Origin of the sequence: Alistipes intestinihominis (assembly GCF_040095975.1) — a bacterium.
Classification (GTDB): Bacteria; Bacteroidota; Bacteroidia; order Bacteroidales; family Rikenellaceae; genus Alistipes; species Alistipes senegalensis.
Map to the genome: position 1 here is coordinate 232171 of NZ_JBBMFL010000004.1, position 22387 is coordinate 254557.

General features: G+C 58.6%; 16 protein-coding genes and 1 pseudogene. 8 read left to right on the forward strand and 9 right to left on the reverse strand.

Features of this window, described 5'->3' with window-relative positions:
* Positions 1 to 213 precede the first annotated feature (213 nt).
* The 6 genes from WMO46_RS05500 to WMO46_RS05525 form a co-directional block, all read right to left on the reverse strand.
* Entirely contained in the window at positions 214 to 510 is a 297-nt protein-coding gene (locus WMO46_RS05500; RefSeq protein ID WP_019150350.1) for a DUF3276 family protein, read from the reverse strand.
* A gap of 105 nt (positions 511 to 615) precedes the next feature.
* Positions 616 to 2187: a S41 family peptidase gene (locus WMO46_RS05505; RefSeq protein WP_129649786.1), complete on the reverse strand. Its 1572-nt coding sequence runs from the start codon at positions 2185 to 2187 to the stop codon at positions 616 to 618.
* 37 nt (positions 2188 to 2224) lie between these two features.
* Positions 2225 to 3565, reverse strand: coding sequence for a histidine--tRNA ligase (gene hisS / locus WMO46_RS05510; protein WP_129649788.1), 1341 nt, complete (start codon positions 3563 to 3565; stop codon positions 2225 to 2227).
* A gap of 39 nt (positions 3566 to 3604) precedes the next feature.
* Entirely contained in the window at positions 3605 to 5281 is a 1677-nt protein-coding gene (ettA, locus tag WMO46_RS05515) for an energy-dependent translational throttle protein EttA (RefSeq protein ID WP_129649790.1), read from the reverse strand.
* A gap of 165 nt (positions 5282 to 5446) precedes the next feature.
* Positions 5447 to 6025 (reverse strand): rubrerythrin, encoded by a 579-nt coding sequence (rbr, locus tag WMO46_RS05520; RefSeq protein ID WP_019150345.1) that lies wholly within the window; start codon positions 6023 to 6025, stop codon positions 5447 to 5449.
* A 111-nt stretch (positions 6026 to 6136) separates the two neighbouring features.
* Positions 6137 to 7219 carry a CapA family protein gene (locus WMO46_RS05525; protein ID WP_207209320.1) on the reverse strand — a complete coding sequence of 361 codons (1083 nt, stop codon included), beginning with the start codon at positions 7217 to 7219 and terminating at the stop codon, positions 6137 to 6139.
* Positions 7220 to 7440: 221 nt separating this feature from the next.
* Here WMO46_RS05525 and WMO46_RS05530 point away from each other — a divergent pair.
* Positions 7441 to 8110: pseudogene (locus WMO46_RS05530) on the forward strand (NAD(P)-dependent oxidoreductase).
* A 103-nt stretch (positions 8111 to 8213) separates the two neighbouring features.
* On the opposite strand, the gene WMO46_RS05535 reads toward WMO46_RS05530, so the two are convergent.
* Positions 8214 to 8516 carry a DUF4491 family protein gene (locus WMO46_RS05535; RefSeq protein ID WP_026076437.1) on the reverse strand — a complete coding sequence of 101 codons (303 nt, stop codon included), beginning with the start codon at positions 8514 to 8516 and terminating at the stop codon, positions 8214 to 8216.
* Positions 8517 to 8720: 204 nt separating this feature from the next.
* The gene (locus tag WMO46_RS05540) at positions 8721 to 10076 is read right to left on the reverse strand and encodes a DcaP family trimeric outer membrane transporter (RefSeq protein ID WP_195496788.1); all 1356 of its coding nucleotides are present in this window, start codon (positions 10074 to 10076) and stop codon (positions 8721 to 8723) included.
* A gap of 260 nt (positions 10077 to 10336) precedes the next feature.
* On the opposite strand from WMO46_RS05540, the gene WMO46_RS05545 reads away from it, so the two are divergent.
* The 7 genes from WMO46_RS05545 to WMO46_RS05575 all read left to right on the forward strand — a co-directional run bounded on the left by WMO46_RS05545 (position 10337) and on the right by WMO46_RS05575 (position 19227).
* The gene (locus WMO46_RS05545) at positions 10337 to 11494 is read left to right on the forward strand and encodes a metallophosphoesterase (RefSeq protein WP_278817160.1); all 1158 of its coding nucleotides are present in this window, start codon (positions 10337 to 10339) and stop codon (positions 11492 to 11494) included.
* Positions 11485 to 12561 carry a dihydrofolate reductase family protein gene (locus WMO46_RS05550; protein ID WP_349093964.1) on the forward strand — a complete coding sequence of 359 codons (1077 nt, stop codon included), beginning with the start codon at positions 11485 to 11487 and terminating at the stop codon, positions 12559 to 12561. The genes WMO46_RS05545 and WMO46_RS05550 overlap by 10 nt, the downstream gene beginning before the upstream one ends.
* A gap of 209 nt (positions 12562 to 12770) precedes the next feature.
* Positions 12771 to 14024 (forward strand): carcinine hydrolase/isopenicillin-N N-acyltransferase family protein, encoded by a 1254-nt coding sequence (locus WMO46_RS05555; protein ID WP_278965777.1) that lies wholly within the window; start codon positions 12771 to 12773, stop codon positions 14022 to 14024.
* 354 nt (positions 14025 to 14378) lie between these two features.
* Entirely contained in the window at positions 14379 to 15830 is a 1452-nt protein-coding gene (locus WMO46_RS05560; RefSeq protein WP_278817163.1) for a TolC family protein, read from the forward strand.
* Positions 15831 to 15842: 12 nt separating this feature from the next.
* Positions 15843 to 16832, forward strand: coding sequence for an HlyD family secretion protein (locus tag WMO46_RS05565; RefSeq protein ID WP_019150337.1), 990 nt, complete (start codon positions 15843 to 15845; stop codon positions 16830 to 16832).
* A 3-nt stretch (positions 16833 to 16835) separates the two neighbouring features.
* Positions 16836 to 18014: an ABC transporter permease gene (locus WMO46_RS05570; RefSeq protein WP_278817164.1), complete on the forward strand. Its 1179-nt coding sequence runs from the start codon at positions 16836 to 16838 to the stop codon at positions 18012 to 18014.
* Between the two features lies 1 nt (position 18015).
* A complete protein-coding gene (locus WMO46_RS05575) occupies positions 18016 to 19227 on the forward strand; it encodes an ABC transporter permease (RefSeq protein ID WP_276714621.1) in 1212 nt (403 codons plus the stop codon).
* Positions 19228 to 19370: 143 nt separating this feature from the next.
* Here the strand turns inward: WMO46_RS05575 and WMO46_RS05580 are convergent, their stop codons facing one another.
* Complete coding sequence (locus WMO46_RS05580; RefSeq protein ID WP_349093965.1) at positions 19371 to 22373, reverse strand: outer membrane beta-barrel protein; 3003 nt, start codon at positions 22371 to 22373, stop codon at positions 19371 to 19373.
* Positions 22374 to 22387: the final 14 nt, after the last annotated feature.

A 22387-nucleotide genomic window follows, 5' to 3' on the forward strand; every position in this document is an offset into this window, starting at 1 on the left:
TTGATTTAAGCGCAAAGATAGTGCAAGCCGAGCGCAAAAGCAAGTTTACGTGCATTTTGCCGAGGCGCAACCTGTCTAATAACAAAAAGCAGAACGGATGCAAAAACGAATCGCACCCGGTCTTTCCGACGAATAAAAATATTAAGGATATGAAAAATCTCCGGACGCCGATACGCGTCCGGGAATTTCATCATTCAGCAATCCGGTGCGGGATCATTTCTCCGGCTCGGGAATCCCTTTGGTGCGGCGGATGAATTCGACGACCTCGTTGAATCCCTCGGCGAATTTCGTGAAGTCCTCCTTGTACAGGAATATCTTGTGGCGGTCGTAGGTCGCCGAGCCGTCGGGCCCCGTGATCTTGCGGCTCTCGGTGATGGTCAGGAAATAATCGTCGCCGCGCGTGGCTCTGACATCGAAGAAATAGGTGCGACGGCCCGCTTTCACGGCCTTGGACAGAATCTGATCGGCGTAGTCCTCGCCTTCGCGGCGGACCTGAACTTGGGGTAGCATGGAGTCGGTTTTTGAGGGTTAGTCTTACACTTGATGCGAATTCGTCGGTTGTATAACGAATTTACACAAAAAATCGCAAACCTCCAAATACTTACAGTACTATTTTCAGGGTTCCAGCACGGGAGCTCCCAGTTCGTCCCACGCTTCGAGAATGGACAACGCCCGGGCGTAGGCCGGACTCAGGGCGGGATTGACGACCCGGAAATAGGCTCCGGTCCCGAACAGACGCTGTGCGGCGAGGGCTTTGAGCTGGGCCCGCATGACGGGTTCCGAAACGGCGAATCCCGCAGCGTCGAACTTCACGCCGCGCTCGCTGCCGAGCCGTGCGAGACCGTCGAGAACGGCGTCCGAGGGGGTGTATCCGGCGTCGAAGGCTTCGAAAGCGGGGTAGAGACGCGACAGACTGTCGCGCGAACGGTCGAGCCAGTCGCCGACGAAATCGGCCACGATGCCCCGGCGGATCAGCTCGGCGTAGTAATCCGAAAATCCCGTCGTGTCGGCCTCGACGAGCACATCCGGACGGATGCCGCCGCCCCCGTAAACCGTGCGACCCGTGCGCAGCGTGCGGTAGGCCGGAGCCCCGGCGTCAAGCGAGTCGCGCGTGGCATCGTCGTAGCGGCGCAGGTGGTCGAGGTAATATTCACGGCGTTTGCCCTGCTCGTAAGGACGCTGGATGACGCGCCCCGACGGGGTGTGATAACGGGCCACGGTGATGCGCACGGCCGAACCGTCGGGCAGCCCGATCTGCCGCTGCACCAGCCCCTTGCCGAAGCTCGGACGGCCCACGACGACACCCCGGTCCCAATCCTGCACGGCCCCTGCGACGATCTCCGACGCCGACGCCGAGGCTTCGTCGATCAGCACCGCGAGGCGTCCTTTGAGGTCCGTGCCGTCGCTTTGGGCGCGGAACGTCATCGCCGGCACGGCGCGTCCCTCGGTGGAGACGATCGCGGCGCCGCGCGGCAGGAAGAATCCCGCCATCTCTACGGCCTGTTCCAGCAGTCCGCCGCCGTTGCCCCGCAGGTCGAGAATCAGACTCCGCGGCTCGCCCAGCTTGCGGTAGGCGTCCGTGAATTCGTTCATCGTGGTGCGGCCGAAGCGGTTGACCTTGATATATCCGATGCCGTCGCCGGCCATGTAGGCGGCATCGACGGTATTCAGCGGAATTTTGTCGCGCACGATCACGAAATGCAGCCGTCCGGGGGTGCCGTGGCGGACAACGTCGATTTCGACCTTCGTGCCGCTCTTCCCGCGCAGGTATTTCGGCACGTCGGCGCGCCCCATGCCCACGGCATCGAGCGTGTCGATGCGCACGATGCGGTCGTTGGCGCGCACGCCGACCCGCTCGGCAGGTCCTCCGGCGATGGTGTTCACGACGATGACCGAGTCACGCAACACGTTGAACTCGACGCCTATGCCGCTGAACTCCCCGTCGAAACTCTCCTGCACGCCCTTCATCTCCTCGGCGCCGATGTAGGCCGAGTGGGGGTCCAGCTCTTCGAGCATGCCCGCAATGGCCCCCTCGACGACGGGTTTCATATCCACTTCATCGACATAAAGTCCCGAAAGGTAGCGGAAAACCTGTGCGAGTTTCTGAAACTGCTGCGCGTCATCCGCATTCTGCGCCGCGAGAGGCAGAACGCAGAGAACGGCGAGTATGACGAGTAATCGGCGCATGCTGCGATTCATTTGTCGGCCCGCGGAGGGGCCGGGATTATTTTACAAAATCGGCGACCCGGTCGAAAGGCACCTGCTGCTGTTCGCCCGTGCGCATATCCTTGACGGTCGCGGCCCGGGCTTCGAGCTCCTGCGATCCCACGATCACCACGTAGGGGATGCCGCGGCGGTTGGCATACTCCATCTGTTTCTTCATCTTGCCCGCCTCGGGGTAGATCTCCGATGCGATCCCCTCTCCGCGCAGCGTGCGCAGAATGGGCAGCACAGCGGCTTCCTCCTCGGCACCAAGATTCACGAACAGCACGCGGGTCGAACAGTTGACCTCTTCGGGGAAGAGGTTCAGCCCCGTCATCACGTCGTAGATGCGGTCCGCGCCGAACGAGATGCCCACGCCCGAGGTGTTGGGCATGCCGAAGATACCCGTCAGGTCATCGTAACGGCCTCCGCCGCAGATCGAACCGATGGCGAAATCGAGCGCCTTGACCTCGAAGATCGCGCCGGTGTAGTAGTTCAAACCGCGTGCCAGCGAAAGGTCCAGTTCGACCGTCAGGTCGATGCCCAGCCGCTCCACATAGCCCAGAACGGTTTCCATCTCCGCAATACCTTTCATGCCCGTTTCCGACACGGAAAGCACATCTTTCAGCTGATTGAGCTTTTGCGTATTATCGCCGCTAAGTTCGAGTATCGGTTGAAGTTTTCCGACGGCTTCCTGCCCCAATCCGCGCTCCATCAGTTCGGCCTTCACATTGTCCAGTCCGATCTTTTCCAGCTTGTCGATGGCGATGGTGATGTCCATCATCTTGTCGGCGTGGCCGATGGCCTCGGCGATACCGAAAAGAATCTTGCGGTTGTTCATCTTCAGCGCCACGCGGATGCCCAGCGCCTTGAAGACCCGCTCGACGATCTCCACCAGCTCGACTTCGCACAGCAGCGAGCGCGTGCCGATCACATCGACGTCGCACTGGTAGAATTCGCGGTAACGGCCCTTCTGGGGGCGGTCGGCGCGCCACACGGGCTGAATCTGATAGCGTTTGAAAGGGAACGTCAGTTCGCCCTGATGCTGCACGACGTAACGGGCGAAAGGCACCGTAAGGTCGTAGCGCAGCCCCTTTTCGCAGATTTTCGACGCGGAGCGAACCTCCTCGTCCGACAGTCCGGCGGCGTAGTCGCCCGAATTGAGGATCTTGAACAGGAGCTTGTCGCCCTCGTCGCCGTACTTGCCCAGCAGGGTCGAGAGGTTCTCCATCGAGGGGGTTTCGAGCGGTGCGAATCCGTAGGCGCGGAAGACGCGGCGGATCGTATCGAAAATATACTGGCGGCGCATCATCTCCGCCGGGGAGAAATCGCGCGTGCCCTTGGGAATAGACGGTTTTTGCATGCAAAAACAATTTTTAATATTTCATTCTTAATTTTTCAACTAATCGGCGATCAGTTTTTTATATTTCACCCGGTGGGGCTGCGTGTCGCCGCCCTGAGCCTTCTTCCACGCCTCATACTCCGAGTAGGAGCCCTCGTAGAAGACCACCTTCGAATCGCCCTCGAACGAAAGGATGTGCGTGGCGATACGGTCGAGGAACCAGCGGTCGTGCGAAATGACGACGGCGCATCCGGCGAAATTCTCAAGACCTTCCTCCAGCGCCCGCAGCGTGTTCACGTCGATGTCGTTGGTCGGCTCGTCCAGCAGCAGCACGTTGCCCTCCTCTTTCAGGGCGAGGGCCAGGTGGAGACGGTTGCGCTCGCCGCCCGACAGCATGCCGCACTTCTTCTCCTGATCGGCGCCCGAGAAGTTGAAACGGGCCACATAGGCGCGGGCGTTGACCTGCCGGTTGCCCAGCGTCATCAGATCCAGACCGCCCGAAATCACCTCGAAGACCGTCTTTTCAGGGTCGATCGACTTGTGCTGCTGGTCCACATAGGCCAGTTTCACCGTGGGACCCACGCGGAACGAACCGCTCGTGGGCTCTTCGAGGCCCATGATCATCCGGAAGAGGGTGGTTTTGCCCGTACCGTTGGGGCCGATGACGCCCACGATGCCGGCCGGGGGCAGCGAAAATTCCAACCCCTCGTACAGCACGCGGTCGCCGAAGGCTTTCGAAACGTCGTGCGCCTCGATCACCACGTCGCCCAGACGCGGACCGTTCGGGATGAATATTTCGAGTTTTTCCTCTTTCTGCTTCGTGTCCTCGTTCATCAGCTTGTCATAGGCCGACAGACGGGCCTTCGACTTGGCGTGGCGGCCCGAGGGCGACATGCGCACCCACTCCAGCTCGCGTTCGAGGGTCTTGCGGCGCTTCGACTCCTGCTTTTCCTCCATAGCCATGCGGGTGGTCTTCTGATCGAGCCAGCCCGAATAGTTGCCCTTCCAGGGAATGCCCTCGCCGCGGTCGAGTTCGAGAATCCATCCGGCGACGTTGTCGAGGAAATAGCGGTCGTGGGTCACGGCGATCACCGTACCCTTGTACTGTTGCAGGTGCTGTTCCAGCCAGTCGATCGACTCGGCGTCGAGGTGGTTGGTGGGCTCGTCGAGCAACAGTACGTCGGGCTGCTGCAACAGCAGGCGGCAAAGAGCCACGCGGCGGCGCTCACCGCCCGACAAGTGCGTCACCGGCTCATCGGGATCGGGACACCGCAGGGCGTCCATCGCACGCTCCAGCACGCTGTCCAGCTCCCAGCCGTTGCACTGGTCGATCTTCTCGTACAGCTCGCCCTGACGCTCGATCAACTTGGCCATCGCATCGTCGTCCATCGGCTCGCACAGCTTCATATTGATCTCCTCGTACTCCTTCAATAGAGCCACCGTCGCCGCGCAGCCCTCTTCGACGACCTCGCGGACCGTCTTGGCATCGTCGAGTTTGGGCTCCTGTTCGAGATAGCCCACCGTGTAGCCGGGCGAAAAGACCACTTCGCCCTCGAAATTCTTGTCGATGCCGGCGATGATCTTCATCAGGGTCGATTTACCCGAACCGTTCAGACCGATGATGCCGATCTTGGCGCCGTAGAAAAATGAAAGATAGATGTTGTTGAGCACCCGTTTCTGGTTGGTGAAGGTCTTGCTTACGCCGACCATCGAAAAGATGATTTTTTCGTCTGCCATATTTATCGTTATCGTCGTGTTTTTGCTTAATCGTACAAAGATACAACAATAAGCGTTAAAAATTAAGGTTCGGAACTAAAAATTGCCTCCGACCGTGCGGGCCGGGCGTAAAAAAGCCGCACTCCTCAGCGGAATGCGGCCGTTCGCCGGTATCGTATCTCCGGCCTAATAGTTCTCTTTCTTGGGCTCGAAATAAGCCTGCGGGTGCTTGCAAGCGGGGCAGAGTTTCGGAGCCTCCTCGGCCTCGATGACGAAACCGCAGTTGCGGCACTGCCACCAGATTTTGCCGTCGCGCTTGAAGAAATTGCCGTCCGTCAGGCGGCTCAGCAGTTTCAGGTAGCGGCGCTCGTGCTCGGCCTCCACCGTCGAAATCATCTTGAATGCGGTGGCTATTTCAGTGAATCCCTCCTCCTCGGCTACGCGGCCGAATTCGCGGTAGAGGACATCCCATTCTTCGTTCTCGCCCTTGGCGGCAGCCAGCAGATTTTCGGCCGTCGTGCCGATGGGGCCGGTGGGGTAGCTGGCCGTGATCTCCACGTCGCCGCCCTCGAGGAACTTGAAGAAACGCTCGGCGTGCTCCTTCTCCTGCTCGGCAGTCTCGGCGAAGACACCTGCGATCTGCTCGTAACCCTCTTTCTTGGCCTTGCTGGCGAAAAAGACGTAACGGCTGCGGGCCTGGCTCTCGCCGGCGAAGGCTTTCAGCAGATTCTGTTCGGTACGGGTACCTTTGATGCTCTTTTCCATAATCTATAATGTTTTAAGTGTGTGCGTTTTTACTGTTACAAAGATAACAATTTCCCGAAACAATCTCCAAGAAATAGCCATCGTTTCTTTCGATAGGACTATTCGGTTTACTTATAGGTCGTTTCCCGCCAGTGCGTCCACGTCGGCACGGAAGACGCCGTAGGCTGCGGGCAGCGACATCGTGTCGGCGGCCTCGGGCGGCAGGATGCGGTAGCCGGGCAGCGCGACCCACACGGGAGCGGTCTCAAGCCGGTAGTCCATGCGTCCGTCGGCATGGCGGACAGCTTCGACGGCAGCCACCAGTCCTCCGTCGGTGTAACGCCGCCGCTGGTTCGAAACCAGATTGCCCAGCGAGTAAAGCACCACATGCGACGAATCGGCCCTCCAGGGCTGCACGACGTGCGGATGGCTTCCGACCACCACGCCGACGCCGTTGCGACGCAAAAATGCAGCCAGACTCCGTTGTCCGGCGTTCTCCCGACGCTCGTACTCATTGCCCCAATGAAGGCAGGCGACGATGAAATCGACCCCGGAGGCCCGGGCTTCGGCCAGGTCCGCGGCCATGCGCACGGTGTCGATGAGATTGACGATCGTGCCCGCGGGAACGGGCATGCCGTTGGTGCCGTAGGTATAGTTGACGATCGCCAACCGCATGCCGCAACGGTTCAAGTAAAGCGGATTATTCTTCTTGTAGTCAGCGCTGTCCGCGAATACGCCCGTATGGAGTATTCCGCAGCGGTCCAGTTCGGCCACCGTCGTGCGGATGCCTTCGGCGCCTCCGTCGCAGCAATGGTTGTTGGCCAGCACGGCGACATCCACACCCGCATCGCGCAGGGCGTCGGCCAACGCCACCGGCGACCGGAACAGCGGGTAACCCGTGTAACGGCCGCGGCGGGTGAGGGTGGTTTCGAGATTCACGACCGTGAGGTCGGCCGCCCGCATCCGGGGCGCGAGAGCCGCGAAGACGGGCCGATAGTCGAACCGTTCTCCGCACCGCGCCGCCTCGACCTGCGGCATGTGCTGCATCACGTCTCCTCCGAACCACAGCTTCATCCGCTGGGGCGGCGGAACCTGCCCCGGCCCCGTCCAGCCCGCAGGCTGCGGCCAATCGCGCCGCGCGGGACCTCCCGCAGGCGTGCAGCAGACCGCGACGAAGACCACGGCGGCCAGAATATGTATCCGACGGACTCGCATGATAATTGCGGTGCAAAGTTACGCAATTTTTTTTGCTATTGTAACTTCTTGTTATTCACCAAAAGTGAGTTTTAGGTAACTTGGTAATTAACTTGTAACTTCTTGTATAACATAAAAATAGTTCACACCTTTGTGCTATCGAAAAGAAAGCAATAATTCGATGCGAAGTTAGTGAATAACCGAATAAAACAAGAATATCAACAACTAAAGATGTAAGACGTATGAAAAATGTAATTTTAATCGGAGCGAGCGGATTCGTAGGTTCCGCCATCTTGAACGAGGCACTGTATCGTGGTCACAAGGTTACAGCCATTTCACCCAACCCGGAAAAGATTACGGTGAGCAATCCCAATCTTACCGTTGTCAAAGGGGACGCCACCGACCCCCGACACGCTGGCTGAACTGGCAAAGGGCAAGGATGCCGTTATCAGCGCATACAATCCCGGATGGGGCAATCCCCGCCAGTATGAGGAGACGCTGGAGAACTATCCGAAAATCGTCGAGGGTACGAGACGTGCGGGTGTGAAGCGTCTGCTCATCGTGGGCGGTGCCGGAACGCTGTTCGTCGCTCCCGGTCTGCGCCTGGTGGACACGGGCAACCTGCCTGCCGAATGGCTGCCGGGCGTGAAATCGATGGGCGAGTTCTACCTCGATTACTTGATGAAAGAGAAGGATGTTGACTGGATTTTCTTCTCTCCCGCCGGGAATCTCGGCAACATGGGACAGAACGGTCCGGGCAAGCGGACGGGCAAGTTCCGTCTGGGCAAGGACGACATGCTTTTCGACGAAAAAGGCGAGAGCTTCATTTCCGTGGAGGACTATGCCTACGCCATGATTGACGAACTGGAGCAGGAGAACCACCACTACGAGAGATTCACCGCCGCTTATTAAAACAGCGGATTAACAACATGCAGACACGGAGGTGCAAGGCGAAGGAGTACGTTCCCGCCTTGCACCTCCGGCTGACATCCCGACGCAGCCGCAGGAGTGACCCCTATTTCCGGTTGGGATTTTTGGGGAACCAGCCTTTGGCCACGCGCTTGCGCTGTTCGAACAACTCGCCGATAGACCAAAGCGACGAGGCGCCCCACACGGCCAGCAATGTGGACCAGAGGAGATGCCGCACGGCGATCGAACCGATGACGGCGGCGACGCCCATCACAAGGAACAGCCACCAGATCTTCACACCGAACCAATATTCGCCTTTGATGACCAGCGGATGAAAAATGCCGATTATCAGGAAAGTGGCAACGCCGATGACGATGCCGGTGAGATTGTATTGCGCTAAAAATTCCATATTGCACCATTGTTTTGAATCGGGTCCGACACTCGGATCGCAGTCGGAGGAACGCCGGTAACTGTGCAGCCCGAAAGCGGGAAGGGCAGCCAGCCGGCGAAACACGTCCCAGTCGGTCCGGGAACAAAGATAGTAAAATAGGCGGTCAAAAAAAAGCGGCTCCCGAAAAGGAACCGCCTGTACGCAACGCCGTCAGGCCGGTGTTCAGAAATTATACTGCAACATCACGTTCACACGGTTGGCGTGTCCCTTGTCGTTGTTCATGTCCTTGCGCGAACCGTAGAGGTATTCGCCGGCCACCTTGCAGCGCGGGGTGAGCGAGTAGAAGACGTTGCCGAAGATATACTGTCCCTGCTTGTACTGATCGTCGGTGTAGTAGCCGTGGCTGCGCTGCACGCGGACCGTCGAGTAACCGCCCGAGATGAACAGCCGGCGGGTCAGGTTGATCTGCGCGGCGGCCTGCCAGCCCCACATCGGCATCATGCGCACGAGCGAGGGGTCCTCGGGATTGGGCGTGAAGTCGAGTCCCGAACCCGTCAGATCCTGAATATAAGGCGTGATGCCTTCGCCGTAGACGCCGTTCATGAAGAGGCGCAGGGGCTTGCAGACCTTGATCGTGCCGCTGAACTGCACGCCCCAGCCCAGCAGCGAGGTGTTGGAGTCCTTCGACACTTTATACATATAGGGATTGCGCAGCACGCCCGAAGCGCGGATGTGGCTGCTGCGGTCGGCGCCCCACGCATACTGGAAATACATCGGAACGTCGGGCACGCGCTGGTGCATGGGCTTGAAATTGTCGCCGTAGGTGGCGCTCACCTCGGGGAGCTCGGCGGCGATTCCGAACTTGAGGTGATTGTCCGCAAAGGCGTATTCGTAGCGAATCAGCGTGGCGAAGTTGAAGTTATAGGCGTTGGGGCCTTGGAAGTCGATGGTCGTGGGGGCCGCCGAGAGGTCGCAGAAGGTCGTCACGTCGCGTCCCAGCGTGAGGCCCAGGAACGACACGTAAGCCGAACGCACACGGGGCGTATAGCTGCCCTCGGCGCCTCCGCGGAAGTCGGCGTCCATGAAGATCACCACGCGGCCCAGCGCCCGGGTGTTGGTGATGGCCTTCATGAAGATCCGCGAGGTCGAAGCGTCCATCATCAATTTCTGTTTCGTGTTGTAATTGCCGTGGACGGGGATGTCGTAGGTCACGAAGTCGATGTTATCGACGATGCCGTCGAAATCGTATCCCGCACGGAGGCTGACGAAGCCGCCCAGCGAGAACGAGAAGCGGTTGTTCTTCGTGGCGAAGACGAACTGCGGTTTCTCGACCTGCTGGAAGCCGGGGCGGTGGGTGTCGATATAGTCCTGCGTGGCATTGTCCATGGACATCCGGTTGAGCGCCGCAGCCTGCCGCAATGCGGCGGGATCGTAGTTGTAGAGGGTGTCCACCTCGCGCACGGAGATCAGGTAGACCGTCGGCGAATATTCGCCGCGCATGGCCCTGCGTTCGAACCGCTGAGCCGACGCCGTACCCGCAAGCAGCAGAGCTACAATCAAAAGTCGAAAAGTTTTCATAAGCTGAATGAATTTGGTTTTTAATGTTTTTGCTCCTGTTCGGAGTGTCAATACCCAGCCGCCGTTTCCGCAACTTACATGCCAACCCGCCGGCGTAAGACGCCGGATTTAGGGGCGAACGGTTCGTCCGGCCGCTTTCTATCCGCTTCTGCGCCTCTTTGGCTCCGCCTCAGACACTTCCGCGCGCTAAAAATGCAAACACGTTTGCTCTTACCCTCGCTTATGCGTATCTTTGTCCCCGAATAAATATATTAAGGTATATGCTTTTTCTGTCGATGTTTCTCCTCGCCCTGACAGCCATTGTTGCGGATTTCATCCATTTCCGGCGCAACCGGCACCGGCATGTTCCGCGGCGCAAGGCCCTGATCGCATGGGCCGCCGCGACGGATGCCCTGCCGCTCGTTTCGTCGGTCATCAACGTCCTCAGCCCCGACAACGGCACGGGACTGATGTATCTTTATATGTGGCTGTTCTGGGGATGGATCGTCACCGTACTGCCGCGCCTGGCGTTTTACGTCTTCAATTTCCTGCACCTGCGCCGCACGGGTTATGCCGTCGCCGCGGGCCTCACGCTTTTCTTCCTCTGGGGTGCGACATGGGGCCGCACGTCGATCCGCGTGAGCGAAGTCGAAATCCGCTCCGACCGCATTCCCGAGGCGTTCGACGACTACCGGTTCGTGCAGATCAGCGACATCCACGTGGGCACGATCGTCCGGCCCGAACACGACCTCGCACGCCTCGCGGAGTGTATCAACTCCCTGCATCCCGACGCGGTGTTTTTCACGGGCGACCTCGTGAACATCCGCGCCGAGGAGCTCGACGAATGCACGCGAAGGCTTCTGCGGCAGATCGAAGGTCCCGTCTGGTCGGTGACGGGCAACCATGACGTAGGCACCTATATCAAGGATTCGGTGCGCTTTCCGGCCGCCGTTCAGGCCCGCGAGGTGGTCGCCCGCCAGCGTTCGATGGGGTGGCGCGTGCTGGAAGACACGACCGTCTACCTGCGGCGCGGCGCAGACAGCATCTCGCTCACGGGGATTTCGTTCGACCCCGCGCTGCGTGACCGCCGCCACGACCGCAATCTTCCGGCTCCGGCGCTCGGACGGGCTTATGCGGGCGTTCCCGATTCGCTCTTCAACATCACGCTGGTCCACCTGCCGCAGCTCTGGGGGCAGATTCTCGAAACGGGTCACGGCGATCTGACCCTCTCGGGACACGTCCATTCGATGCAGTTCAAAATCCGCCCGTGGGGGCGCGGATGGTCGCCCGCATCCTGGATCTACGAACATTGGAGCGGACGCTACGATTCGGACGGACGCACACTTTATGTCAACGACGGCACGGGATATGTTGCATACCCCATGCGACTGGGCGCATGGCCCGAAGTCACCCTCTTTACCTTGAAGCGATGCGAGTAACATTATCCTTTGCCACGACAGCCGACGGTTATCTGGACGACAACACGCCGGAACGGCTCATTCTGTCCACTCCCGGGGACTGGAAGGCGGTGCTGCAACTGCGGGCCGCGCACGACGCCATCCTCGTCGGGGCCGAAACGCTGCGGCGCGACAATCCGGCGCTGCTCCTGCGCGACCCCGCGGCCCGCGCACGCCGGGCAGCTTCGGGGCTGCGGCCCGACCTGACGAAAGTGACCGTCACGCGCTCGGGACGAATCTCCCCGAAGCTGCGGTTCTTCACCGAAGGGGACGCCGACCGTTACGTATTTTCGCCGATGGAAATTCCGGAACTGAACGGAGTTGCGGAGGTTATCTCGACCGACGGTTCAATTACGGCCGCCGGAATCGTCACCGAGCTGGAGAAACGCGGCGTCGGCAATTTGCTGGTCGAAGGCGGCGCGCAGATGCTCGGCATGTTCCTCGCCGAAGGGATGGCCGACGAAGTGCGCCGGGCAGTCAATCCGCGGCTGACGCTCGGACCCGAAAGGGGAGGAGCGCGGTTCGTGTTCACGCCTCCGCCGGGCGCCGAATGCCGGCACGAGGAGGTGGACGGCATGGAGGTCACGACCTGCGTGCTGCGGCCCGACACCTCGGCCGAAGACCTCGGCTATCTGGCTCAGGCGGTCGCCGCAGGGCGTCTGTGTACGCCGAGCGCCACTTCCTACTGTGTGGGAGCCGTGGTCGTACTGCCCGACGGACGCACGTTCACGGGGCACACCCACGAAACTTCGCCCACGCACCACGCCGAGCAGGAGGCCGTCCGCAAGGCCCTCGACGCCGGCGCCGAGCTACGCGGCGCCACGATCTACTCCTCGATGGAACCGTGCTCCCGGCGCAGCAGCGAGCCCGAAAGCTGTACGCAGCTGATCCTGCGCCACGGCTTCGCCCGCGTGGTCTTCGCGCTGTACGAACCCGACCGTTTCGTCTGCTGCCGCGGGGCGCAGACCCTGCGCGAAGCGGGCATCGAGGTGCGGGCGTATCCCTCGCTGGCGGGCGGAGTCCGCGAGGCCAACGCCCACCTGCAATGACAATTCGGCTCATTTTGTGTCCATAAAGGCCTATAAATGTCCTAAATGACATATGGACTGTCGAATATATCGGAAGAACATCTATATTTGCTCGAAAAAACAGACACGGATATTTGGCATTGGGACGAATTTGTTAAATTTGTCAGTTGTTGTCCGTTATTGGGTTTTCCGTATGTGTCAATTTTAACTTATTTAACTTATGTAAAATTATGAAACGCAACTTTAAACCATCTGTATCGTCATTTCTTGCAATGGCTGCCGTTTTGTTTTTTGTCGCCTGCTCCAAGGAGACTGACATTCCATCAGACAGGAATATGGAGCCTAAAAAGGCTGTCCACATCACCGATGAGGCCAAACTGGCCATGATTAATTCCGTAAAGAATCTGGACGGACAGGGCCGTCTGTACATGGTTGACTATACTGTGGACTACAAATTGGATGAGATCATTGCAGCAGATTGCAAGGGTCTCAATGGGCTTTTCAGAACTATACCACAACTTCTTTTCGACGAGATTCAAACAACGCCTTCGAATGTGAAATTCGGGGCAGGGTGTAGTGCTTTCGCTGTTACAGAGAAAGATGGGATTGATTTCTATATGGGTCGTAATTATGATTTCCGTCATGCAGACGATAAAGGTTACTATCCTATAGCCGCCATTCTTGTCCGCACTTCGCCTGAAGGTGGCAAAAAATCCATTTCTATGGTGGACGGTTATAATCTGGGATTTGGCCAGGGTTTTTATGAGGATCCGGATATGGATATGTCTATGCTTATGGGATTGCCTTATGCGGTTTTGGACGGAATCAATGAAGACGGCTTTGCAATCGGCGTTCTTGCTCTCAGGGAGGCTCCTACCATTCAGTCAGAGGCTGGCAAGCACAGAATCGGCACCACTGTAGCAATGAGACTATTGCTTGACAGGGTTTCTACAGTGAGGGAGGCCATCGATACATTGAAAAAATACAATCTGGATACGAGTATTGACGGTACAGTCCATCCGGAATATGGCGAAGATCCTATAGGAAACAAGTGTGCCACTTATCATTATTATATGGCTGATGCAACCGGGGATTTTGCCATTGTTGAATACACTTACGGCCAAAATCCTTCTACTTTTGAAAATCCTGTAAATATGGAATCTCTCAGGAGCGAGAATGATTTCCGTTATGTCACTAATTTCTATTACTCAGACAATATGGCAAGACGCCCTGAAGGCAAGATGTATTCAACGCACGGATTGGACCGTTACAATACTTTGAAAAACACTATAGTCAATGCCTCTCCTGCGTATAGATTAAGTAGAGATAACGCTATGAAACTGCTTGAATACGTCTCTCAGCCGCCAACAGAGGATTTCACTTCGCAGACACAGTGGTCTTCCCTCTACAACTGCAGCCAGCGTACACTTGATCTGGCCATTCTCCGGGAATATGGCAACGAATACCATTTCTCGGTTGAATAGAACAAGGAACACATCCATTTTATTGGATTGAAAAAAAGAAGAACCTCCTGCAACCTGTTGTATATCGGAATCAGAGGGACAGTTAGATATATTCACTCCTGTTGTTCCTGAGCTGCTGTCCGAAAGGCGTAGGGACATAGCCTGCAAGCCCGGGATAGGTATAGTAACTTGTGGATCAGCTGCCATTGAAGGACAGGTACGGGCTGAATTTCTATTTCACGGTCCTTAGATTCAGTCCGGCATTGTCCATCTTGCCTTTGGCGATGAGCACTGACGGATCGCATCCGAATGCTCAACTATATGCAAATCACAGTATTACCCCCCCCCAAAAAAAACATAAAAACGAACAAAGCTATGAGAAAAGCAGTCAAGATCGCCTTCGTGGCGGCGGCGATGGTTCCGGCGCTCGCACTGGCGCAGGGAGAGCGCCGGATGCTCTCGCTCGACGAAGCGATCTCCGTCACCCTCACGGAGAATCCCGCGATGAAGGCCGCCGCCTACGAGGAGCGCGCAGCCCAGCAGGAACGCCGCGCGGCCATCGGCCTCCGCATGCCGCAGATAAACGTCACGGGCGCCTATGCCTACATGGCCAAGGACATCGGGTTCGATTTCAACGACATGAAAGGTCCGGTCAAGGACCTGACGGGCAAAATCCTCGGGCTGATCATCGACCCGACATTGCTATACAATGACATCCAGGGATTGCTGAACCCGATGATGAACGCCGACTGGTTCCTCAAAGTGCAGGACCGGAGTCTGGGCTTCGTGGGCGGCGAGGTGACGCTCCCGATCTGGATGGGCGGCAAAATCAACGCCGCGAACCGGGCCGCGAAGATCAACGAGAAGAGCGCCGCGGAACAGGGCAACCAAACCCGCAACGCATTGATCTCGGAACTGGTGGAGCGCTACTTCGGACTGGCTCTCGCCACGCAGGTCGTGGAGGTGCGCCGTCAGGTGGTCGAAGGCGTGCGCAAACACCTGGAGGATGCCGTTGCGCTCGAAAAGAACGGCATGATCGCCCAAAGCGAACGGCTCTACGTCGCTTTCAAGATGGCCGAAGCCGAACGCGAGCTGGCCAATGCCGAATTGCAGGCCGCGACCATCGCCAGCGCCCTTTCGAACACGCTGGGACGCGAAAACGAGTGGCAGCCCGTAACGTCGATGTTCATCCTTTCGAAAGTCGAGGAACTGGACTATTATCAGGACCTCGCGCAGATCCGCAACCCGCTGCTGAGCCAAGTATCGCTCAAACGCCAGTTGGCCGAGGAGGGCGTGCGCGTCCAGCGCGCCGACTTCCTGCCGCAGGTGGCGGCCATCGGCGGCGGCTCGTTCTACAACTATCAGGTCGCAGGGCTCGTGCCCCGCTGGGCCGTGGGCGTGGGGGTCAACATCAAGATCTTCGACGGTCTGAACCGCGAATACAAATATTCGGCGGCCAAACAGACGGCGCGCCGCGTGAGCGAGTTGCAGAACAAGGCCGGCAAGGATATTTCGGTGCTGGTGGAGAAGCTCTACAACCAGATGATGAACTACCGCAACCAGATGACCTCGATCGACGCCTCGCTGGCATTCGCCGAAGAGTACCTGCGGATGAAGAACGCCGCGTTCCTCGAAGGCATGAGCTCCTCGTCGGACCTGATCGACGCCGAGCTGAATCTTGCGGGAGTCCGCACCGAACGCCTGCAAGCGGCCTACAACTACGATCTGCTGCTGGCTCAGCTGCTCGAAGCCGCGGGCATCAGCGACGAATTTCCGGCCTACGCGCGCCGCAATGACGCGCAGCCCGTTTTCTTTGACAAAAAATAAAAAACATACGCTATGAAACGAAGCAACGTAATCGGAATTCTGGCTGCCGCGGCGGTCATCGTTCTCTCGGTCGTACTGATCAGCTGGTACCTCACCAAACGTACCCCGACGCTGATTCAGGGAACGGTGGAGTGCACCACCTACAAAGCCTCGTCGAAGGTCCCGGGACGCATCGACGACATGAAGGTCGAGGAGGGCGACCGCGTGGAGAAAGGGCAGCTGCTCTACACGCTCTCGACGCCCGAACTGGATGCCAAACTCCAACAGGCCGAGGCCGTGAAGAGCGCCGCAGCGGCGCTGGACGCCGCCGCCGTAGCCGGTGCGCGCATCCAGCAGATCGAAGCCGCGCTGAACATGTGGGAGAAGGCTCAGGCAGGGCTGGAACTGGCACGCAAGACCTTCGAGCGTGTGCAGAACCTCTACAACGACGGAGTGGTGCCCGCTCAGAAGCTCGACGAAGCCTCGGCCAACTACAAGGCCATGGAGGCGACGGCGCAGGCCGCCAAAGCGCAGTATGACCTGGCCTCGGACGGAGCCCGCAAGGAGGACAAGGAGGCCGCAGCGGCGCGTGTCCGTCAGGCCGAAGGCGCCGTCAGCGAGGTCGAGTCGTACCTCAGCGACGCGATGGTCTACTCGCCCGTCACGGGAGAGATCTCGACGATCATCGCCGAACAGGGCGAGCTGGTCGGCAGCGGCTATCCCGTGGTGGCGATCCTCGACATGAGCGACATGTGGGTGACTTTCAACATCAAGGAGACGCTGATGCCCGGTATCCGGATGGGAATGCGCATGAACGGATACGTGCCGGCGCTGGATGCCGACGTGGAGTTCGAGGTGACGTATATCTCCCCGCAGGCCGATTTCGCCACGTGGGCCGCGACCCGCACGCAGGGAGGATTCGACATCCGCACCTTCGCCGTGAAGGTCAAGCCCGTTTCGCCGGTCTCGCACATGCGTCCGGGAATGAGCGTATTGGTGGACTGGGACAAAATCGAACGATAGGCGATGCCCGGATTCCTGAGCCATACCGGAGCCGTCATGCGGCGCGAAATGCACAGGCTGACCCATCAGCCGATGTATTTCGTGCTGATGGTCGTGCTGCCCGTGGTGTCGTTCGCGTTCTTCGCCCTGCTGTTCAACAAGGGCGCGATACGCAACATCCCGATCGCCGTGCTGGACGAAGACCATACGACGCTCTCACGCAAGGTCGCACAGATGATCGACGATACGCCTACGGCGATGGTCGCATACGACATTCAGTCGATGGACGAGGGCGAGCGGCTGATGCGCGAAGGAAAGATCATAGCCATCGTGCAGATCCCGGCCTTCTTCGAAAAGAACATCCTGAGCAACAGCCAGACCCATCTGGAGAATTACATATCGGGAACCAACATTTCGGTCAACGGACTGCTGTCGAAGGACATTCAGACCGCCGTGACGACCTTCACGGCCGGCGTCCAGCTCCAGGTGCTGATGAAGCAGGGGCTCACCCAGCGGCAGGCCATGGCCCAGCTGATGCCCGTGCGTTTCGACCGCCACGTGCTGTTCAATCCCCACATCAACTACGGGTACTATCTCTCGCCGAGCTTCATGCCCATGATGCTGATGATCTTCGTGGTGATGGTGACCATCTTCTCCATCGGCACCGAACTCAAACACGCGACCGCCCGCGAATGGATGGCCGCGGGCAACGGCTCCGTCTGGGCGGCCCTGCTGGGCAAGGTGCTGCCCATCACGGCCATCATGTTCCTGATCTCGCTGGTGATGCTTCTGATCAATTTCAAGATCGTGGGAACGCCCCTGAACGGCAGTCTCACGGTCATTCTCATCGGCACGCTGCTGTTCATCCTCAGCTATCAGTCGATCTCGGTGCTGATCGTCTCGTTGCTGGCCAATCTGCGGCTGTCGCTCTCGATCGGCGGTGGATATTCGGTGCTGGCGTTCACTTTCTCGGGACTCACGTTCCCGATCATGGCCATGTGGGAGCCGATGCAGTGGGTGAGCAAGATCTTCCCGTTCACGTTCTACACCGACATCTTCGTCGATCAGATGCTTCGCGGAGCGCCGTGGGTCTACTCGCTGCCCGATCTGGGATATATGATGCTCTTCATTGTCTTACCGCTCCTCTGCCTGCCGCGTCTGAAAAAGGTATGCACGGAGGAAAAATTCTGGGGGAGGTTATAGTATGAGTCGATTCACACACCAGATGGCCTCCTATTGGAAGCAGTTGGGGGCGGTCATCCGCAACGAGTTCCAGACGATCTTCAAGGACGGCGGCGCCATGCTGATCCTGATCTTCGCACTCATCATCTACGCCACGGCCTATTCGCTGGCCTACGGTTCGCAGGTGCTGCGCAACGTGCCGATCGGCGTGGTGGACGAATCCCGCACGCCGACCAGCCGCAGTCTGATCGACACCTTCAACGCCGGGCCCAACACCTACGTCGCCTACACGCCGACCTCGATGGAGGAGGCCCGGGAGTTGTTTTACGCCCGCAAGATCTACGGCGTGGTCTACATCCCCGCGGACTACGAAAAGAAGCTCTACGGCGGCGAGCAGGCCAATGTGGCGATCTACTGCGACGCCAGCTATTTCCTGATGTACCGGCAGGTGTTCCAGGAGGTCGTGACCTCGATCGGCAAGACGGGGGCGATGGTCGAATTCCAGCGCCTGATCGCCAAGGGAGCCAACATTCCGCAGGCGCAGGCCACGACCCAGCCCGTGATCTACCAGTCGCACAACCTCTTCAACCCCTATCTGGGTTACGGAACGTTCGTCATGCCGGCGATCATCATGGTCATCATCCAGCAGACGATGCTCATCGGCATCGGCATGATCGGCGGCACGTGGCGCGAATTCGGACTCTACCACAAACTCTGCCCCGCAGGACGGCGGCGGATGTCAACGCTGCCGATCGTCCTGGGACGCGGGCTGGTCTACGCACTGATCTACGCCGTGACCTGCACCTACATCCTCGGGCTTCACTACCGGCTGTTCCACTTCCCGATGAACGGCACGACGGGAGCCGTGATGCTCTTCATGGGGGTCTATCTGGCGGCCTGCATCGCTATGGGAATCGCCGTTTCGACGTTGTTCCGCTACCGCGAAAACTCGCTGCTGCTGTTGCTGTGGACTTCGATTCCGATACTGATGCTCAGCGGCGTGTCCTATCCGCAGCAGGGCATTCCCGACTGGCTTTTCAACCTCGGACAGCTGTTCCCGAGCAGCCACGGCGTCAACGGCTTCATCCGCATTCAGACGATGGGGGCTACGATCCCCGAGGTCTTCGCCGAGATCAAGTGGCTCGTCATCCTCACGGTCGTCTACGGCGGGCTGGCCTGCATCGGCATTCATCAGGTGATCCGCCGCGAACACAGAGCCAAGAACTCCGTTTAAGAGCAACGGAGATCACACCGCCGCCCGCGCAAGACGCGGATTTTAGGAGGCGACGGACAAGTACACGCGAACGATCCGGTTCTGCGCCTATCCTCAAACAAAAACGTCAGGCAGAAACCTGACGTTTTTGTTATTTGCCATTGCTAAAATCCTCCGGGGCCTCCACCGTGGAAACCTCCCGGGGGAGGACCACCGGGACCGCCGGGACCCATGCGGCGCTGGCTGCCGGACTGTTGCTCCACGCCGTAATCTTTGAGGTTGCGCGAACCTTTCTTGCCGAAGCGGCGCAGGTTGTAGGTGAACTGCACCATGTAGTAACGTCCGATGACGCTGTTGGTGGAATTCTGCGTATAGCCCGAACCCGTCGTGCGCGAGAAAGCCCGGTTCTGGTTGAGAAGGTCGTTGACGCCGATCATCACCTCGCCGCGCTTGTTTCTGAAGACCTTTTTGCCCAGCCATGCGTTGCAGAGCAGATAATCTTCCGAGTAATCGTTCGTGAAACCGATATACTGCGAGTAGGCCGCGCTCGCCGTGAAGGTGAAGCCCAGCGGGAAGACCACTTTCAGGTTGCCCTGCGCCGTGTGGTTGAAATAGCGGTTCTTCGAATTGTCCGAGTTCAGCGAGTTCGTGGCCTCGTTGTAGGTGCCGTTCCACGAGAGGGTGAAATCGACGTTCTCCGAAATGTTGCTGCCCAGCACGGCCCGGAAGTCGTAGCCCATGTTCTTGGTGTCGTTGCGCTCGCCGCCTTTGATCATGCCCGTCGCCGAGTCCACCGTACCGCCCAGCATGCTGGGGGTCTTGGTGTAGATGACGCCCGCCATGACGTTGAAGTTCGATTTGAGGAACCCGATCGGCAGTCCGTAGCTCAAGTGGGTCCGCAACTGCCAGTAACCGTCGAGGTTGGTGGTCGTCGAGTAGAAGTTGGGCGAATAGGATTCTCCGTCGATGATGATCTCACCGGGCCGCTGCACCAGGTGCGAAGCCGTGTAATCCAGCGTCGTATTCATCGAGAACATCCACATGAAAGTCCGGCCCTTCTCGACGTTGGAGTTGGTGTAGTGGAAATTCACCCGGTGCGAATAGGTCGGTTTCAGATTCGGATTACCGTGGGTGATATTCTGGGCGTCGGAAACGTCGTAAACGCTCTGCAAATCGGTGATCGACGGGCTGTCGGTGTAGGAGGAAACGAAGAGCCTCAGCGAGTTTTCGCGGTTGATGTTCAACTGACCCATCATGAAATAGGTCACGTTGTTGTAGGCATGTTTGATCTTCTCGGCATCGTCGCGCACGATCTGTCCGTCGAGGGCCGAACGCTGGTAGTAGACGTTGGCGATGAACGTGTTGCGCTCCTTCGAAAAACGGAAGCCGGGGCCCACGCTCTGCGTCAGATAGCCGCTTTCATAGGAGTTCGACAGCGAGCGGTCGGGGGTAAGCCCGGCGATCGAGAAGTCGTCGCCCGTGATGTAGGAACGCTTGTCGCGCTCCTGCGAGTTGTAGGACACTCGGTACTGGAAGCTCACCTGCGCGTACTTGGCCACGGGTTCGGTATAGGTGAGGCTGCCTCGCAGGCTGTACGACGACGAAGGCGCCAAATTGCGCAGGTAGCGCAGTTCGGTGTAATTCGTCGGGTCCCAAGCTCCGGTCTCCGGGTCGATCGGCGGTTTTACGAGTTGACTACCCTGCTGATTGGAGTAGGAGTTCGAATTGTTCGTGTTGTCCGAGTAGCTGAACGAACCGTCGAGGGTGATCGTGCGGCCGTTCTTGCCCAGTTTGGCCCGGTAGACGGCGCTCGTCCCGACATTGTAGCCGTGGCGCAAAGCATCGCTGAAATTATCCGTATAACTATAACCGCTGCCGCCAGCAGCCGGATTTTCCAGATTTGGGGCTCCGAACTGCCATCCGGTCGTGCGGCTCCACGGGTCGTTGGACTGGTAGCTGAAACGCGGACGGATCATCAGGTTCTGATTCTCGGAGATTTTCCACTCCAGACGGGCGTTGAACCGGTGGTTGTAGCCCTTCGTGTCGGAGTAGCCGCTGGTTGTCAGCGTATCGAGACTCATCGGGGCCTCGTACCACTTTTCCACCGTCGAACGGTTCTCGGTATTGGTGTTGTTGAAGAAATAGCTGCCCTGGAAGGTCACCTGGTCGCGCTTGCCCCACGAGTCGGAGTAGTTGATGCCGATGGCGTTGACCGTCGCCACGCCGCTCTGCGGACGCATCATGTACTGGCCCACGCTGCCGCGGCGTCCGCCGCCTCCGCTGCCCGAAACGCCCAGAATGTCCTCGAACGAGAAATTCTGTTGGTTGACGTTGTTGAACAGCCCGATGAGCGAAATGCGGCTGTCGCCGCTGAATATGTTGGCATTACCGCCGGCGATGTATTTGAATTTGTCCTCGGTCTCGGTGTCGGCATCGTATCCGAATCCGGCATAGAGCTTGCCGAACTGCCCCTGCCGCATGCCCGGACGGGTGACGATGTTGAGCGCCTTGTAGCCCTCGCCGTCGTCCATGCCCGAAAATTCGGCCGCGTCGGAGAGTTTGTTATAGACCTCCACGCGATCGACAGCCTCGGCCGGAAGCGATTTGATGGCCGTAGTGACATCCTCGCCGAAGAACTCTTTGCCATCGACGAAGATCTTCTTGACCGTTTCGCCCTGCGCCTCGACCGTACCGTCGGTAACGGTGATGCCGGGCATTTTTTTCAGCAGTCCTTCGACATCGGCGTCGGCGACGACCTTGAACGCTCCGGCGTTATAGCTCACCGTATCGCCTTTCTGCGAGGTGCGCAGCGCCTTGGCCTCCTTGACGACCGTCTCGATCTGCACGCCCGGTTTGAGTTTCAGCACGCCGAGGTTGAGTTTCGGGGTCGAAACCCGGAACGTCGTGTCAAGGTTGTTGTAGCCGATGAACGACACCGAAAGTTTGTATTCGCCGTAAGCGAGCGACGGCATGGAAACCGCGCCTTTGAATGCCGAGGTGAAGCCCTGTTGCTTCTCCGGGGTCTTGACGGGTGACACGATCAGCACGGCCCCGGCGACGCTTTCCCCGGTGTCGGCATTGACGACCGTAGCCGTCACGCTGCCCCTCTGGGCGAAAGCCGCTGCCGCGCAGAACGTCAGCAGGGTAGTCAGTAGTATTCTTTTCATGTTTGCCTGTATGT

Coding starts and splice junctions, on each gene's coding strand:
- WMO46_RS05500 (WP_019150350.1), bottom strand. CDS start 510: ATGCTACCCCAAGTTCAGGTCCGCCGCGAAGGCGAGGACTACGCCGAT.
- WMO46_RS05505 (WP_129649786.1), bottom strand. CDS start 2,187: ATGCGCCGATTACTCGTCATACTCGCCGTTCTCTGCGTTCTGCCTCTC.
- hisS (WP_129649788.1), bottom strand. CDS start 3,565: ATGCAAAAACCGTCTATTCCCAAGGGCACGCGCGATTTCTCCCCGGCG.
- ettA (WP_129649790.1), bottom strand. CDS start 5,281: ATGGCAGACGAAAAAATCATCTTTTCGATGGTCGGCGTAAGCAAGACC.
- rbr (WP_019150345.1), bottom strand. CDS start 6,025: ATGGAAAAGAGCATCAAAGGTACCCGTACCGAACAGAATCTGCTGAAA.
- WMO46_RS05525 (WP_207209320.1), bottom strand. CDS start 7,219: ATGCGAGTCCGTCGGATACATATTCTGGCCGCCGTGGTCTTCGTCGCG.
- WMO46_RS05535 (WP_026076437.1), bottom strand. CDS start 8,516: ATGGAATTTTTAGCGCAATACAATCTCACCGGCATCGTCATCGGCGTT.
- WMO46_RS05540 (WP_195496788.1), bottom strand. CDS start 10,076: ATGAAAACTTTTCGACTTTTGATTGTAGCTCTGCTGCTTGCGGGTACG.
- WMO46_RS05545 (WP_278817160.1), top strand. CDS start 10,337: ATGCTTTTTCTGTCGATGTTTCTCCTCGCCCTGACAGCCATTGTTGCG.
- WMO46_RS05550 (WP_349093964.1), top strand. CDS start 11,485: ATGCGAGTAACATTATCCTTTGCCACGACAGCCGACGGTTATCTGGAC.
- WMO46_RS05555 (WP_278965777.1), top strand. CDS start 12,771: ATGAAACGCAACTTTAAACCATCTGTATCGTCATTTCTTGCAATGGCT.
- WMO46_RS05560 (WP_278817163.1), top strand. CDS start 14,379: ATGAGAAAAGCAGTCAAGATCGCCTTCGTGGCGGCGGCGATGGTTCCG.
- WMO46_RS05565 (WP_019150337.1), top strand. CDS start 15,843: ATGAAACGAAGCAACGTAATCGGAATTCTGGCTGCCGCGGCGGTCATC.
- WMO46_RS05570 (WP_278817164.1), top strand. CDS start 16,836: ATGCCCGGATTCCTGAGCCATACCGGAGCCGTCATGCGGCGCGAAATG.
- WMO46_RS05575 (WP_276714621.1), top strand. CDS start 18,016: ATGAGTCGATTCACACACCAGATGGCCTCCTATTGGAAGCAGTTGGGG.
- WMO46_RS05580 (WP_349093965.1), bottom strand. CDS start 22,373: ATGAAAAGAATACTACTGACTACCCTGCTGACGTTCTGCGCGGCAGCG.